Origin of the sequence: Vibrio sp. F13 (assembly GCF_020806305.2) — a bacterium.
In the GTDB taxonomy this organism is placed as follows: Bacteria; Pseudomonadota; Gammaproteobacteria; order Enterobacterales; family Vibrionaceae; genus Vibrio; species Vibrio crassostreae_C.
In genome coordinates this window covers 486,907-501,175 of sequence record NZ_CP170176.1, presented here as the reverse complement: position 1 = coordinate 501,175, position 14,269 = coordinate 486,907, and the positions used below count along the sequence as shown (strand labels likewise).

Annotated in this window: 14 protein-coding genes and 1 pseudogene; 6 read left to right on the top strand and 9 right to left on the bottom strand. The window is 45.2% G+C overall.

Going from position 1 to position 14,269, the window contains the following annotated elements; genetic code table 11:
* Positions 1–269: 269 nt before the first annotated feature.
* Positions 270–737 carry a DUF2850 domain-containing protein gene (locus tag LMH68_RS17230; protein WP_229647871.1) on the top strand — a complete coding sequence of 156 codons (468 nt, stop codon included), beginning with the start codon at positions 270–272 and terminating at the stop codon, positions 735–737.
* Positions 738–1,135: 398 nt separating this feature from the next.
* Entirely contained in the window at positions 1,136–3,676 is a 2,541-nt protein-coding gene (locus tag LMH68_RS17225; protein WP_229647870.1) for a glycosyl hydrolase family 18 protein, read from the top strand.
* Between the two features lie 322 nt (positions 3,677–3,998).
* On the opposite strand, the gene LMH68_RS17220 is transcribed toward LMH68_RS17225, so the two are convergent.
* Complete coding sequence (locus LMH68_RS17220; RefSeq protein WP_017065066.1) at positions 3,999–4,847, bottom strand: alpha/beta hydrolase; 849 nt, start codon at positions 4,845–4,847, stop codon at positions 3,999–4,001.
* A 192-nt stretch (positions 4,848–5,039) separates the two neighbouring features.
* A complete protein-coding gene (locus LMH68_RS17215) occupies positions 5,040–5,633 on the bottom strand; it encodes a TetR/AcrR family transcriptional regulator (protein ID WP_229647869.1) in 594 nt (197 codons plus the stop codon).
* A gap of 160 nt (positions 5,634–5,793) precedes the next feature.
* On the opposite strand from LMH68_RS17215, the gene LMH68_RS17210 reads away from it, so the two are divergent.
* Both LMH68_RS17210 and LMH68_RS17205 read left to right on the top strand, forming a co-directional pair.
* A complete protein-coding gene (locus LMH68_RS17210) occupies positions 5,794–6,750 on the top strand; it encodes an AEC family transporter (protein WP_017077041.1) in 957 nt (318 codons plus the stop codon).
* A gap of 123 nt (positions 6,751–6,873) precedes the next feature.
* A complete protein-coding gene (locus LMH68_RS17205; protein ID WP_229647866.1) occupies positions 6,874–7,914 on the top strand; it encodes an acyltransferase in 1,041 nt (346 codons plus the stop codon).
* A gap of 125 nt (positions 7,915–8,039) precedes the next feature.
* Here LMH68_RS17205 and LMH68_RS17200 read toward each other — a convergent pair whose 3' ends face one another.
* Both LMH68_RS17200 and LMH68_RS17195 read right to left on the bottom strand, forming a co-directional pair.
* Positions 8,040–8,918 carry a 6-pyruvoyl trahydropterin synthase family protein gene (locus LMH68_RS17200; RefSeq protein WP_017094221.1) on the bottom strand — a complete coding sequence of 293 codons (879 nt, stop codon included), beginning with the start codon at positions 8,916–8,918 and terminating at the stop codon, positions 8,040–8,042.
* A gap of 231 nt (positions 8,919–9,149) precedes the next feature.
* Positions 9,150–9,604, bottom strand: a pseudogene (locus LMH68_RS17195) (helix-turn-helix domain-containing protein).
* 110 nt (positions 9,605–9,714) lie between these two features.
* On the opposite strand from LMH68_RS17195, the gene LMH68_RS17190 reads away from it, so the two are divergent.
* Complete coding sequence (locus LMH68_RS17190) at positions 9,715–10,191, top strand: YHS domain-containing (seleno)protein (RefSeq protein ID WP_017067245.1); 477 nt, start codon at positions 9,715–9,717, stop codon at positions 10,189–10,191.
* On the opposite strand, the gene LMH68_RS17185 is transcribed toward LMH68_RS17190, so the two are convergent.
* Positions 10,188–10,310 carry a hypothetical protein gene (locus tag LMH68_RS17185; protein ID WP_017061529.1) on the bottom strand — a complete coding sequence of 41 codons (123 nt, stop codon included), beginning with the start codon at positions 10,308–10,310 and terminating at the stop codon, positions 10,188–10,190. The two genes, LMH68_RS17190 and LMH68_RS17185, sit on opposite strands and share 4 nt — an antisense overlap.
* A 49-nt stretch (positions 10,311–10,359) precedes the next feature.
* On the opposite strand from LMH68_RS17185, the gene LMH68_RS17180 reads away from it, so the two are divergent.
* A complete protein-coding gene (locus LMH68_RS17180; protein WP_017061528.1) occupies positions 10,360–10,995 on the top strand; it encodes an START domain-containing protein in 636 nt (211 codons plus the stop codon).
* 42 nt (positions 10,996–11,037) lie between these two features.
* Here LMH68_RS17180 and LMH68_RS17175 read toward each other — a convergent pair whose 3' ends face one another.
* The 4 genes from LMH68_RS17175 to LMH68_RS17160 all read right to left on the bottom strand — a co-directional run bounded on the left by LMH68_RS17175 (position 11,038) and on the right by LMH68_RS17160 (position 13,788).
* Positions 11,038–11,562 (bottom strand): hypothetical protein, encoded by a 525-nt coding sequence (locus LMH68_RS17175; protein WP_017067247.1) that lies wholly within the window; start codon positions 11,560–11,562, stop codon positions 11,038–11,040.
* Positions 11,563–11,570: 8 nt separating this feature from the next.
* Entirely contained in the window at positions 11,571–11,957 is a 387-nt protein-coding gene (locus tag LMH68_RS17170; protein ID WP_229647953.1) for an MAPEG family protein, read from the bottom strand.
* Positions 11,958–12,583: 626 nt separating this feature from the next.
* Complete coding sequence (locus LMH68_RS17165) at positions 12,584–13,051, bottom strand: YjiG family protein (RefSeq protein WP_004737023.1); 468 nt, start codon at positions 13,049–13,051, stop codon at positions 12,584–12,586.
* A complete protein-coding gene (locus LMH68_RS17160) occupies positions 13,051–13,788 on the bottom strand; it encodes a nucleoside recognition domain-containing protein (protein WP_017061525.1) in 738 nt (245 codons plus the stop codon). Before LMH68_RS17160 ends, LMH68_RS17165 begins: the two co-directional genes overlap by 1 nt.
* Between the last annotated feature and the right edge of the window lie 481 nt (positions 13,789–14,269).

Genomic DNA, 14,269 nt, shown 5'->3' with positions numbered 1-14,269 from the left:
TCACCGAGTAAGCCTATGCGTAAATTTAGGTGATAATTGTTTTAACCAATTCGAGACTTTCCTACAAGAAATAAATACGCATAGCTTAAGCATTTCTGGAGTTCGCTTTCATTGATAGCGTAAATACTGAGGAGCAAGGCTAAAAACCACTAACGCAACCACATTTATTAGAACATTCGATCCTGCTTCTAACTCTTAGAACAATTTTTGCAAACTAAGGTTTTAATTAATAGAATCTAAAACAATATCAGTCGAAAAATGAAGAGATAATGGCAAAAAAGCCGACTACTAAAAGCAGAGATCTATTTGCCAACTCGTTACTCTACGGCTTCCTATTAGCTGGCTTTATGGTTGCCCTCACCGCCGGCTATTTTGCTTACCAAGCCCACCAGCAATCGGTCAGCCCAAGCAACGTCTATGGCACATGGATAGAGATTGCGGCGCCACCTTACAACACCGACATCCTGACACTTTCAGAAAACGGTGTGATGATGAATCATCGTCTTATCACTACCTCATTCGATTTTGACGGGAAGATCGTCACGATCAACACTGGCTCTGGAACCACCGTTTACACCATCAGTGGTACTTACGATTCGCCTCGCTTAAAGCGATTAGAGCCAAGCGTACCATCTCAGCAATTTATTAAAGAAGGCTACGAAGATACTGCGACTGGTGATACCCATAGTGTCATGCAACAACGACGCGCTTCCTTAGCTGAGCAATTCAAAAGATAACCCTCTTATCCATACTGCCATAAGCATTCGTCTTCAAGTTTACCCGTCGATCGACCCCGCTCGCTCAACATACTTCACTTTGTGATTCAGCTTCAATCCACAGTATTTTCTTATAGTTTGTCGCACCTTTTCATAATTTCATGTCGTGAATTTTCACTTGTGAGATTTTCCTACTGAAGGATGTTTTATTTTATAAAACATGGACTCAGCCTCTCATTCATTAAGCAACAGAATTGTAACAAGATACAATTTTTTAGTTGTCCATCGAAAACGGATTTATTTTCAGTTATGAAATTAAAACTCTCTCGAATACTGACTGGGAAGCTCCTTCAAAACTGATTGGAGCCGTTTATGGGGCCATTGGGTTCTCGTAATCTTCAAGGAATGAGAGAAATAGTATGATTCGTATAAATACCTGTGCTGCAAGCATTGCTCTAGCGCTATCTGGTACAGCATTAGCTGCTCCAACAGCACCTAGCATCGACATGTACGGTTCCAACAACCTGCAATTTTCTAAAATTGAACTCGCGATGGAAACCACCTCTGGCTACAACCAGATGGTGAAATATCACGACCAAGCGAAGGTCGACGTTAAGTTCAACCAATGGAGCGGAACGTCAGGAAACACGTACAACATCTACTTTGATGGCGTTAAAGTGGCCACCGGCCCAATCACTGGCAGCCAAACCACAGCTTCATTCGAATATGGCCAAGGCGGCTTATTTGAGATGGAAATCGAAGCGTGTGATGAAACAGGTTGTAGCAAGAGCACACCTGCTCAAATCACGATCGCTGATACCGATGGCTCACACTTAGCGCCACTTGCGATGAATGTGGATCCGAACAACAAGTCATACAACACAGATCCAAATACGGTAGTCGGTACTTACTTTGTAGAGTGGGGTATTTACGGCCGTGATTACACCGTTGATAACCTACCCGCTGATAACTTGACCCATATCCTTTATGGCTTCATCCCAATTTGTGGTCCGAACGAATCAGTTAAATCAGTAGGCGGTAACAGCTACAACGCACTCATGACAGCTTGTCAGGGTGTTAACGATTACGAAGTGGTGATTCATGACCCTTGGGCGGCTTTCCAGAAAAGCTTCCCTCAAGCGGGACACGAATACAGCTCACCGATCAAGGGTAACTACGCAATGATGATGGCGCTCAAACAGCGTAATCCTGATTTGAAGATCATCCCATCGATTGGTGGCTGGACGCTGTCTGACCCGTTCTTTGATTTCACAACTAAAGCCAACCGTGACACCTTCGTCGCGTCTGTTAAGAAATTCCTCAACACATGGAAATTCTACGACGGTGTCGATATCGATTGGGAATTCCCTGGTGGCGGCGGTGCTGCACCTGATCTTGGTGATCCTGTGAACGATGGCCCTGCTTACATAGCACTGATGGCAGAACTACGCGTGATGCTCGATGAGCTAGAAGCTGAAAATGGTCGCACTTACGAACTCACATCAGCCATCGGTGTTGGCCACGATAAAATTGAAGACGTGAACTATGGAGATGCTATCCAATACATGGATTACATCTTTGCGATGACTTATGACTTCTACGGCGGTTGGAATAACGTATTGGGTCACCAAACAGCATTGAACTGCGGTAACTTCATGCGCCCTGGTCAATGTGATGGCACTGGGCTTGATGAAAATGGCGAACCATACACAGGCCCAGCTTACACCACAGACAACGGCATCCAACTGCTTCTTGAGCAAGGTGTTCCAGCCAACAAGCTTGTTGTTGGTACAGCGATGTACGGTCGTGGTTGGGAAGGCGTATTACCCTCATCACTTTCTGATCCGAGCGACCCAATGACTGGCGTAGGTAATGGCAAACTGACCGGCAGCTCTGCTCAGGGTGTATGGGAAGATGGCGTTATCGATTACAAAGGCATTAAGGCGAACATGCTTGGTACGAACAACCAAGGGATCAATGGCTTCGAATACGGCTACGACGAAATGGCAGAAGCGCCTTACGTTTGGAATCGCACCTCAGGTCAGCTAATCACATTTGATGATGACCGCTCGGTAAAAGCAAAAGGCGCGTACGTTCGTAGTCTTGGTCTTGCAGGTCTATTCTCTTGGGAAATTGATGCAGATAACGGCGATATCCTAAATGCAATGCATGAAGGTCTAGCAGGTGGCACCACCGATCCTGTAAACCGCAAACCAACGGCAGCTGCAGGTACAGACCAATCGGTTGAAGGCCCAGCTTCTGTTTCTCTAGATGGCAGCGCTTCAAAAGACAGCGACGGTACAATCGCGAGCTACGCTTGGTCTCAAGTCGGCGGTACAGCAGTAACACTGGCGAACGCTAATGCTGCGGTTGCGAGCTTCGATGTTGTTGAAGTCGCTCAGCAAGAAACACTAACCTTCAGCCTAACGGTAACGGACAACGAAGGTGCTACTTCTACTGACACCGTTGTTGTAACAGTAAGCCCTAAAGATACAGGCCCAGTAAACACAGCACCAGTAGCAGTGGTTACGGCTCCGGCTGAAGTTAATGCGGGTGATGTAGTCGTGGTTGATGCTTCGGCTTCAAGCGATGCAGACCAAGACACATTGACCTTCACATGGGATGTACCTGCTGGTATTGATGCAACGGTTCAAGGTTCTTCAGTGAGCTTTGTCGCAGCGGAATACACGAAAGATACAACGCTGAACTTCTCTGTAACAGTCAGCGATGGCACAGAGACATCGGTAGCAGCTACTTCAGTGAAAGTTCTTAAGAAAACCACAGGCGGCGGTACGTGTACTAACGCTTGGGATTCAGGCGCGGTTTACACTGGTGGCGACCAAGTGACTCAAGGCGGTAAGGTTTGGGAAGCGAAATGGTGGACAACCGGTGAAGATCCAACAACGACAGGCCAATGGGGCGTGTGGAAAGAGATCGGCCCAGCAAGCTGTGCTAACTAAAAATAGGATTGAGCTAAACACCAACTAAGCACCTAAAAGCAAGGCCAACCAGATAATGTCTGGTTGGCCTTTTTAATGTTTGTTTTCTTAGCTTTGAGCTTACGATCTTTTTACTGGCGTCCTACTGACTTGCGCTCGTTATACCAATCACAGTAAGCAAGTGTTCAAAAAAATAGCGCAGGAAAAAAGCTTGAGAACAAGGCTGCTCTTTTCAATAAATAGTTTCGATAAGTAGTTATTCTACAATCAAAAAATCTAACGACGTTATCGAGATTTTTAACAAGCTAGGGTGAACAGTTATTTACTACGATTGGTATTAGACTTAGCCAATTAAGTTATCAAAGCTCTCGAACACTTGTGGGCACTTCATTACTCGCCCGTGGCCCTGTCCTTGAGTCGCAATTAAAGTAACGCGACCCATTTCATTAGCCGCACGCTGAGACACATCAAACTTAGTAAACTTGTCTTGCTCATCATGAACGATGATCGTCTGAGACTCACGAAGCGCTAGCTTTCCATAGGGATCAACAGACTGAATCGGGTAGTTAAACTGCTCTTCGACTTCTCCAACTACCGCCTCGAACAGTTTCATTGAGTAGCCAGAACGCGCAACGCTGCCAAATAGGTTTTCTAGATAATCCAGTACAGGTGCAATCAGCAATAATGGCTTGTTTTCCAATTTAACGTGCTTACATTCCAACGCAGAAGCCGTGCCCATACTGTGACCGACCAAACCTGCTACCTCACCCACCGAATCGAGAATCGCTTCAAGGCCGTTCACAAACGCAGGAATATGACCATGTACACCATCACTGCCACCATGAGCAGGGTGATCATAAGCCAGAGCCGTAAAACCTTTAGCGGCGATATGTTCCATCAGAGGGAAAAACTGACTCGCGGTGCCAGACCAACCATGAGTCAGCACCCAAACAGGCCCCGTACCCAAAGAATAGGTTTTTAAAACGCCATCACGACCTTTGATTTCACTCTTGATAAGCCCTTGGGGATCAGCATTTTTCTGCTCAGTACGCATTGGAGTGAGCAGCAACTTACGTGCGGTTTTCTTCGCATGACTCGGCGCTAGGATGTAATGAAGATTGGTTGTTGCGCCAATTAAGCTGCGCTTGAAGCTGAATTTGTTCGATGTATTAAAGTAGATTTTGTCACTCATGACCGGTCCTTGTATCGCCATCATCATTGGCGGATCGAGCTCGGCCCTGAAAATCGAACGACCGTGCTATTTGTTAGTATAAAAAATGACGATAGCGCTGTTTATGATTGCTTGCCGCCACTTCTGTTAAAATCTTTTGCAAACCTTAGTTAAGCAAAGTCACATGATTTGCGAGTTAACCTGCTGTATGTATTAAACCGCTCTCCAACTGGCTACCAAGCGCTCGACACCACTCCAAAAATGGGTGTGGCTCGCTTGTTGGCCTCGTAACGAGTAGAACAAGTTCGCACTCAAGTAGAGGCCGTATAACTCAAAGGTTGCCTGTTTAGGATCTAAATCGGCTCTGAACTGTTTGCTCTCAACCGCTTTTACTACCTGAATCGTCAAGTAATCAATCCACACTGAAATGGTTTTCTGCAGTGCTTTCTGAATCACAGACGTTTCACTGCCCGCATCTTTCCATGCATCAATAAACATGCAACTGCCTTGGAATGAATGGTTCCAGCCCAACCAATTGTCGAGCAGCTGTTTCAATTTCGCTTCAATATCACCATCTCCCAGCTCTCTTGCGGGAATGATGACTCTTTCAGTGAATATGGCGTTGGAATACTCGAGTACAGAGAGTTGCAGGTTCTCTTTAGAGTTGAAGTGCGCAAACAAGCCACTCTTAGACATACCACACTGCTTAGCTAATTCGCCAATCGTCAAACTCTCGAGACCATTCTCACTCGCAAGTGCAAATGCATGGCTCAAAATATACTCTTTGGTTATCTTTCCTTTGCTCATTATTCACCAATAATAAATCTGATGCTTTATTTTTAGCACGTTCGTACTTTTTTTCAAGTTTTTTACTTAACCCTTGGTATTCATTTTGTATTATCAAAGAATTGTGGAAAAATGCGACAGTATTCAAAGGAAATTGAAATCGACTAACAAAGGAAAAAGAATGAACACACTTTGGGAACAGTTTGCGTTTTCGGCGTCAGTAACAGGCCCTATCTGTTTAATGCTGTTTCTTGGTGTGATGCTCAAGCGAATCGGCTTGATCAATGACAATTTCATTGATGTCGCATCTAAGGTCGTATTTCAAGTCACCTTACCAGCAATGCTATTTCTTAGTATTGTTCAATCAAATCACAATTTTTCAGCCAGTAGCGCGTTAGTTGCGTTTGGCGTCATCGCTAACTTTATCTTTTTCTTGTTCACGACTTTCTCGACCAAGTTGGTATTCAAAGGTTCGAAAGATCAAGGTGTGATTGTCCAAGGTGGATTCCGCGCTAATACCGCGATCATCGGCCTCGCCTATGTGGCTAATATCTATGGCAACCAAGGCGTGGCATTGGCGGCTATCTATGTCGCATCCCTAACCGTGCTGTATAACATTCAAGCCGTGATTGCACTAACACCCAAAGGCAAAGACACCGGCGCTAAAGCCATTAAAGTAATCGTCAAGTCCATCACCAAAAACCCGTTGATCATCGCTATTTTCTTAGCGGTCGTCTTCTATGCGCTTTCAATTCCTATTCCAAAAATGGTGGCTGACGCTGGGCAATACTTTGCCAATATGACATTACCTTTAGCCCTGCTCTGTACTGGCGGGTCGCTGGATATTAGCTCGCTCAAACAAGAAAAGTTGTCGACGTGGTTCGCCTCTAGCTACAAGTTAATTGCCTCACCGTTACTGATTACATTGGCTGCTGGGTACTTAGGGTTTGAAGGGCTCGATCTCGGGCTTATCTTCTTGATGAGCGCGGCACCAACGGCAGCGGCAAGCTATGTTATGGCTCGTGCAATGGGAGGAAATTCAACCCTGGCGGCTAACATCATCGCGCTCACGACCGTTGTTTCTCTTATCACTTGCACACTAGGTATTTTTGCACTCACCGCAATGGGTTTAATATAGCTGCGACAGGCTTCAAAAAACCGACACAAGCCCTGAAATAAAGGTCATAAGCCTTGATTTAGGACTAACTGGTTGGGCATAAAGGCTGCTAGATTTCGTAAAAATTTTACTAAGAGATCTGATATGTCTTCCGTTCAACATACGCCTTCACAACACATCGCCAGTATCGAGTTAGGCCGAGTGATTGCTATCTTGGCGATCATTGGTTTACACGGCCAAATGGCACTCACTTATTGGCAAATAGATGAAGTGCCTTGGATCGGTTATGTGCTCAACCAAGCCGCTCGTTTTGCGGTACCTCTGTTCTTCCTGATTTCTGGTTACCTTATTCAGCCCAAGTTAGCTGCATCGCCATGGGAAACCGTCCTGAACTACTCTAAACCACTGCTTAAGGTTTGGTTGGCATGGAGCATCATTTGCTTAGTGATGCCATTCAATCTCGCGAAGGTAGAAGAGTTTGGCTATCTAGGTGAACGTGAAGGCTATTGGGGTTTCTTAATGAGCACTCCTCTTAACTCATTCTTAGAGGGAGGTCTGGTTCATTTATGGTTTATTACCGCTCTCGTATGTGCAGTTTTGATCATTGCTTTGATAGTCGAAATGAAACTCGACAAACTGCTATTACCAGCGGCCATTGTACTTTACGTTTATGGTGTTTTAGCGGGCAGCTACGCAACGCTAACCGGGTTAGAAGCACCCTTCTTCACGCGTAATGGCCCGTTCTTTGGCACGTTAATGGTGACCTTAGGTTTCCTTATTCGTCAGAATCAATGGAAGGTGTCATCAACTAAAGCGTTGGGGTTATTAGCGTTAGGCATGTTGATTCACTTTGCTGAGGCGGCATGGCTCACCACGTTCGACGTCGGATTCAATATGAATGATTTCTTGTTTGGCACGGCGTTATGGGGGATGGGTGTGTTCATGTGGCTTTTGGCTAATCCAAACATGGGTAACTACGCTTGGGTTCGTGCCATTTCAAATCGCATGCTGGGTATCTACGTCAGCCATTTGCTGATCATTATCGTGTTGTTCAATGTCTGTGGAGTTTTCGGCATTACGGAATTGGCCAAAGACGTTACGGTATTTTTTGGCACCGTATTGTTGAGCTTCGGGTTGGTTGCTGGAATCGAGAAAACGCCACTGCGACACGTGCTACTTCGTTAGTGTTTATACCTATAACTATCCGCTAAATCAGTTTTAAAGAACCACAAAAAATAAAGGCAAGATAACGGATTATCTTGCCTTTATTTCATCATGTCAGTAACGATACTATGTCACTCGTTGAAGTATTATCGGAACGCCATTGCGCCCTTGCCAACACCTTCATAAGCAACGATTTGTAGTGATTGACTCTCTGTTAGGCTAGGCTCAACTTGATCCGCAATATAGCCTGCCAGTAATTCCACCGTGGTATCCGTCGGCAAGATTTCTGTTTCACTCTTAGCAATCGCTAGCTCAAATTCGCCTTGAGGTGCGGTGTAGCGAAAGCCATAGTGACTTTCATCATTAACACTTTTCGCGTGTTCACTCAGGTTAAGTGATGAAACTGAAACTTGGTCTTCTTTAGAACCTAAATAAATGTCTTCCCAGCGCTGAGCAAATGCCTGTTCGCGTTGTTCGTCACGCTGACCATCAACCAAGATTTCTACTGGAGAACGGTGACCATGGGCGATGCGTTGGCAATTACCATCATGCTTTTTCAAACCATGGGTGTAGTGGTAGAACGCGCCATTAATGTTCTCATGACGAAGGGTGATCTCTAACCCGGTGACGTTACTTGGTAGGTTATCACGCAGAATATGATAAACATGTGCGGTCACACTCTCGATGGTGATCGCTTCTGCATCAATCAGGCAATATGCTTCATCAGGGCAATGTAAATGAAGACTCTTGTCACCACGCAACACATCAACCTTAGAGTAGCCCGCTTTGCTCGCTTGAAGAACAATTGCAGCGCTTTGCATTGGCAGTAGCAAACGGTGATCAACGTGCTCATCAACGAGGTGTTTGATCTGCTTTTTGACCTTGCTAAAATCCAGCACCATGCTCATTTCATTAAGTTCACCAGACATGGTGACATCTAAAATCCAACTATCTCCTACGACCCCTCTGTGTTCACAGATGTATGAAGAATCGATAACGGTAAGGTCTCTTACAAATAGGTTCAAGTTGAACTCCTTAATACTTTAATGAGATACGGGAGGCTGAATAATGTCCAGCAGGCACTTCGTCTCATTGGTGTCTAGATAAAATAGGACGAGCAGGATGTTACGACAAGCTTAAAAAGTCCACCTTTTTAGACCCTCTTTTGAGAAAAGAACAAACTCTGCACAATTTCCGCTAAAACATAGACCAGCCCGATGCGAATAGCCATATCTTGGGTAAGGTTGCCGAGCGTTTCACGATACATTTTGCTTTAGCCAAAGGCGCGGTGACACCCCAGCAACATGCTGAAAAGCGCGTGAAAATCCCGAATAGCTGCTGTAACCCACTTCATCAGCGACCCAGTTGATGGGCTTATTTTGCAATAACAGGGATTGAGCCACTGAGACTCGCCACTTTTGCACATAATCTCCCGGCGTCTCACCGACTTCTCGTTTGAACGCTTCAATAAACTGAGTTCGAGACATCGCGGCCAGTGACGCCATTTCGGCAAATAAACAATGCAAGGCTGCGACAAATGCCTGTGTTCCGTGTGAGCGCTAGACAAGCTCAACTCCCCCGCGCTCAATACATGAAGGTGGCCCTCTTTACCTTGTTGCGCGTTAAATGACGATACTCCACACAGGTTTCCAGAATAGAAAACGCCAGTGCGTATCGAGAAGTGTTCCATTAGTTGTGAAAGCAGATCCATGCATCCTCCGAACGATTCGCTTAGTTTTTAGTTCTTTTGTCCCTCTATAGACCGGACGAGTGGGCTAAATTATTTCAAACAAGATAACCAACACTGACAAGGAACTTGATATGTCACACATGAAATCGACCAGTCAAAAAATCACTCTAATGGCCGCGTTACTAGGCACCAGCTTTTCGTTAATGGCAGCAGACCTTGATATGAGTGTCGACAGCAATAACCTCGCAATTAAAGGCTATGATCCTGTCGCTTACTTTGCCAATGAAGGTCCAGTAAAAGGCACATCTGAGTTCACAGCGACCTATAAGAATGCGATCTATAACTTTGCGAGCAGTGAAAACAGAGATGAATTTCGAGCCAATCCAGAAGCCTATGCCCCTCAATATGGCGGTTACTGCGCGTTTGGAGTAGCCATGGGTAAGAAGTTTGAAACCGACCCTCTCGCTTGGAAGGTGGAAGATGGAAAGTTGTATCTGAACTTAGACAAATCGGTTCAGAAACGCTGGCTGGAGAATACACAAGAGTTCATCCAAGACGCCAACAGCAACTGGACAACCATCAAAACCGTAGAAGCCTATAAGCTCTAGCCTACAGCGCTTATCCATTGCCCAAGAATAAAACGGAAGCGACCGAACGCTTCCGTTTTCATTGGGATTTTCCCCAAAGAGGCCAACCCAAAGCGATTGGCAACACCTACTAAGTCCATTTCTATTCTATACTCCTAGCAGATAAGCTTTTCTTTTTATGGAAGAATAATGACATTACCTAAGATTTTGGTACTCGGCCTCTGCGCCCTATCGACACTGACTTATGCCAACCCATGGCAGTTCGTCAAAAGTGAAGATGGCATCATGATTGATAAAAGGCCACACAGCGAAGGCTTGGTCGAAATACGAGCACAGATGCAAACGCCCACCACTTACTCCGGTTTTTTACTGTTATTGGAAGACAGTGAGAACGTGCCAAACTGGATAGATAATGTATCGCAAAGCCGTGTGTTGATGCAGATATCTGAAGATGAAAACATCGTCTATACCCAATTCAAAGCACCGTGGCCTGCCAGAGATCGAGACATGGTGACCTACTCAAAATACAGCATCGAGGGTGGGCAGTTTGTTTTGTCGATAAAGGATGCGTCGAACTATTTGGCGAAAGAGTCGGGGTACATTCGAATCTACGATGTGGACGCACTTTGGACACTGCAACCGCTTACTAATGGCAATACCTACATCACCTACACCGCGTATGCGAACGCAGGGGGCATCTTGCCAAATTGGTTGATGAACAAGTTATCGATAGGCAGTGCACTGAGCACGTTTAAGGGGCTAAAAGAACAGTTACCAAAGTACCAAGGCCAACAGCACCCTAACCTGCCAAATGAGTCTCGCTAACGATACAAGTCGATAAGTAAATGGAGGCATTAAGGTTAAAGATTAAGGTCTTCTAGCGAGGTCGCGAGCTAAGATAAGCGCCAAGCCAAATACTTGAAGAAACAGGGCGATGTTCTTATAGAAAGCCATTTTCTCATCAAGCCTTTGGATTAACTCAACCAAGGTCAGGTTATCCAAATAGTAATCATCGATTCGAGTTCGTTGCGCTTCTTGTGCACTGTTTATCAGCATCATCAGTTTCGGTAAGTGAGCCAAAGAGATACTTGGCACTTCGCTACTCACCCAACGCCTAAGTTGCCCACGCAGTGCTTCGTCGAGAACCGTGGTCGGCTGCACCGTTTCTAGTTTATCAAGGTGAATCAAAATCGCTTCACGCTTGCGCTCTAGGGTTTCAATCGTATTCCAAGCAAGCTGTATTGAGTACACATTGCCGTATTTGCGATCGTTGTACTCCGCTTTCTCAGCTTCAATTTTATCGAGCACCAAGCTCGACATGACAATCGCCATGATGTTGAGTATCAAGCCTGCGAGGACAATCGCCCAAGCAGGAGGAAGACGCAACGCCATAATGCTCCCTAGAACATTTTATCAAAAGGTAGGTAAGCTAAGTTTAGGACAATCAAAGAGATCATGCAGATAAGCGTTAACACCATACCCACTTTTCGACCTTTGAAGTTCTTCGCTAAGATCCCTTTCGCATGAATCACACGCCCCAGAATAAACGCCACACCAATGACATGAATCAGCCACACACCGGCGCCATTCAGCTCTAACAATCCCATCAAAATAACGGTGATTGGGATGTAATCCATAGCATTACTTTGTGCCGAACGTGCTATCTGTAACGACTCGACACCGCCATCAGCATGAGCAACAAGATTGATTCGCCTTTGCTTGATCACCTCTATTGCTAACCAAATCATTACGATCGTCAGCAAGGCTGCGTAAAGTGCTGTAACCATCATATTTCCCTATTATTTTGTGTTTACTCAGTGTTCTTTGTTATCTGTTCGACAACACCCGCCGAGATAAAATGAAAATCGCACCCGAGTACTTGTAAGAGATCTCTCACACCGAACGTAAGAGATCACAATCAAGCTTCGCAGAAAATTCCTAAAATACAAACCCAAGCCCTTGTTTTGTATGAATCCACGCATATTTCTTTCGATCAGTGGGTACATTTATTTCTTAGGGTGGATTGTGAGCAAAGCCTCTGCAGTGTTTAATACACATGTCGACAGGGAGTTGGCAGGAACAGGAAAAAGCCTAACGGATTAGGTATCTTCAGGATGAAGATTTGATGGCTTAGGATGAGTTATCAGCAAGGAAGTCATGCTCTAGGATAGAGTCGCTTATCAGGATGATGAGTTTGCAAGGACACCGCTAGGACGGCGATGAATTGGATAGGTTAAAGGATTTAGCCACGTCAAGGAACGATGCAGGGAGCACCAGTTACCTATTGAAAGATAAGTAACGCGCAGTAGCAGGATGGCTACGAAAAGAATAGACCCCGTTTGGTGAAAGCCAAACGGGGTTTCCTTTTTTGTAACGTCTGAAAGCTGTTCGCAGCTAACCGTTCAAAGTCACGTTACAAAATAATGTTCATCAAGAACATTGCACCAAACGCATTCAATACCGAAATCGCGATCATCACCGGGATGTAGCGACCTTCAGTACCAATTGGTCCCATAATACGGCCCATGTATTGCACCTGAGAGCCCATCAAGTAGATAGCTGGCGCCAAGATAGCTATATGGTTACCGTTCAGAATACCTTGGTCAAACAGCGTGATAACCACGCCCACCGCGCCACCCATCGACATCCACGCACCGATCAATACCGCTGCCGCTTCGCCAGGTAAACCAAATACCGCCATAATTGGAGCAAATACACTGCCCATCAAATCCAGCGCACCCGTTATCTGCAATGCCTTGATGATCACAAACGCCATCAGAACATTCGGTACCGTAGAGGTAGTCGCAATAACCCAGCCTTTCTTAGCACCTTCAACGAAAATATCAGTAACCATTGGTTTCTTTGCTTTAACTTCGCTCATTATGCTACTTCCTCTTCCAGTTTTTGTTCTTTGTCTGATTTTGGTTTGTCTTCTTTGCCTTCAGTAATGTTGAGGTAAATACGGAACAGATTCGCGCCGACAAACTTAAAGATAAACATCACAGCGACAGCCAAACCAATTGACGATGTCACCGCTAAAGAGCCGTCCATCGCGGTTAGAGTGAACAGCACCGCACCTGAAGAGAAAAAGTTAACGATCGCCGCACCCGCCGTAAACTGGAACATGGTGAACACATCGGTTTCACGCTTAGTCAGATGTCCTTCGTCTTTCAGCTGACGTGTCATCGCTGCGCCAGCATCGGTACTTTGCAAAGAAGCGATCAGTGCCAAGCCTGAGTTACCCGGAATACCCATCAGAGGGCGAAGCAGAGGTGTCAGTAGTTTACGAGCCGCATCCAGTGCACCGTAGTGCTCAAGTACGTTGATCATACCCAGTGCAAACATCACGGTCGGAATAAGTGTCAAAGCAAAAATGAAACCGTCGCGAGCACCACTACCGCCTTTACCACGCAGTGACGTCGTTGCCGCTTGAATACCATCGGCCGTTTCACTCACATCGTAAGCGACCTTACCGAATGAACCGTTGAGCGTTGTAAAATCGAACACTCCATACCATTCATTGGACTGCATTAAGCCTGAAAAGAACACCATCGCGAACGCGAGTGCGATATAGCTGCCGATCGTGACTTTACGATCGGTTTTGGTTGGATTAGTCATAAGGACCTCTATACATCTCGTTTATGTGGAACAGAACACGTATAGATAGTGCAAACTAATGTTCGAAAGGTTAATGACCAAAATCAAATAGCGTATCGGTTTAAATAAAAGAAGCACAGCAACATATAAAACTGTGATTTGGATTTAAAAGCAGGACCATACGCTAAATAAATTAGAATATTTCACATACAAAACTAAAAAATCTTGCTTCAACAGCGCAACCAAAAACGCACACAATCGCCACACAAGTCTGGCTTCTAGTGAGAAGTTTTTACCTAGTGCGATCTCTGATAATGCTGTAAGAGATCTCTTACATTGTTTTTCTGGTCAATTTTAATTCGATTATAATACAGAGACTTAAAAAGTGATTTTGCTTCCAGAACGCAACCGTTTTCCCTTAGTTGATTGAGTTTTGAGCCAAGCGCAAACAGTGAGCCATTTTATAAAGAATTTGAGCTTAATTCGAAATTTCAGCCCTCAG

Excerpts from the sequence above, each read along its gene's own strand:
- LMH68_RS17185 (WP_017061529.1), bottom strand. The coding sequence starts at position 10,310 with ATGGACTTAGTAGGTGTTGCCAATCGCTTTGGGTTGGCCTCTTTGGGG.
- LMH68_RS17170 (WP_229647953.1), bottom strand. The coding sequence starts at position 11,957 with ATGGTTACAGCACTTTACGCAGCCTTGCTGACGATCGTAATGATTTGG.
- LMH68_RS17190 (WP_017067245.1), top strand. The coding sequence starts at position 9,715 with ATGTCACACATGAAATCGACCAGTCAAAAAATCACTCTAATGGCCGCG.
- LMH68_RS17165 (WP_004737023.1), bottom strand. The coding sequence starts at position 13,051 with ATGAGCGAAGTTAAAGCAAAGAAACCAATGGTTACTGATATTTTCGTT.
- LMH68_RS17205 (WP_229647866.1), top strand. The coding sequence starts at position 6,874 with ATGTCTTCCGTTCAACATACGCCTTCACAACACATCGCCAGTATCGAG.
- LMH68_RS17180 (WP_017061528.1), top strand. The coding sequence starts at position 10,360 with ATGACATTACCTAAGATTTTGGTACTCGGCCTCTGCGCCCTATCGACA.
- LMH68_RS17210 (WP_017077041.1), top strand. The coding sequence starts at position 5,794 with ATGAACACACTTTGGGAACAGTTTGCGTTTTCGGCGTCAGTAACAGGC.
- LMH68_RS17225 (WP_229647870.1), top strand. The coding sequence starts at position 1,136 with ATGATTCGTATAAATACCTGTGCTGCAAGCATTGCTCTAGCGCTATCT.
- LMH68_RS17230 (WP_229647871.1), top strand. The coding sequence starts at position 270 with ATGGCAAAAAAGCCGACTACTAAAAGCAGAGATCTATTTGCCAACTCG.
- LMH68_RS17220 (WP_017065066.1), bottom strand. The coding sequence starts at position 4,847 with ATGAGTGACAAAATCTACTTTAATACATCGAACAAATTCAGCTTCAAG.
- LMH68_RS17175 (WP_017067247.1), bottom strand. The coding sequence starts at position 11,562 with ATGGCGTTGCGTCTTCCTCCTGCTTGGGCGATTGTCCTCGCAGGCTTG.
- LMH68_RS17215 (WP_229647869.1), bottom strand. The coding sequence starts at position 5,633 with ATGAGCAAAGGAAAGATAACCAAAGAGTATATTTTGAGCCATGCATTT.
- LMH68_RS17160 (WP_017061525.1), bottom strand. The coding sequence starts at position 13,788 with ATGACTAATCCAACCAAAACCGATCGTAAAGTCACGATCGGCAGCTAT.